Genomic DNA, 442 nt, shown 5'->3' on the forward strand with positions numbered 1-442 from the left:
TAACTGTTTCAACACGGTCTTGGTCTTTCGCTTGAACTCCACTTACAGCTGGGATTTCTGATTTATCCGCTGTGTAACCTGCGATGGTTGGAGAGACCACTTTATCAAACGTATCATCATTGGTTGTCCAGTCTTGGAAGTCGATATGACCTGTTACCAAGTTGACATTGCTCCAACGTTTGAAGTTCAGTGTTTCAACCACATCATCCTTAGCTTTACTTCCATCTTCGTAAACATAATGGATGGTACGGCTAACACTTTCCTTGTTATCCAAGTTTTCAACGGTTCCTGGCCAACGTGGGCTATCTGGTTGTCCTGGATTGACTGGTGTGTTTGGTTGTGGAGTTGGGTTATCTGGGTTAACTGGTTCAACACGTTCTGAAAGGGTTACAGTGTAGACTTGGTCACGTGCTGTATCGTAGTCATAAACCTTCGCACCACC

General features: G+C 44.6%; 1 protein-coding gene. It reads right to left on the bottom strand.

The genetic code is table 11. The features are described 5' to 3' along the window. Positions 1–442, bottom strand: a 442-nt coding sequence (locus KUA57_RS09480) for a mucin-binding protein (RefSeq protein ID WP_431830577.1), incomplete at both ends; no start/stop codon positions are given.

Source organism: Streptococcus vulneris, from assembly GCF_019218685.1.
Classification (GTDB): domain Bacteria; phylum Bacillota; class Bacilli; order Lactobacillales; family Streptococcaceae; genus Streptococcus; species Streptococcus vulneris.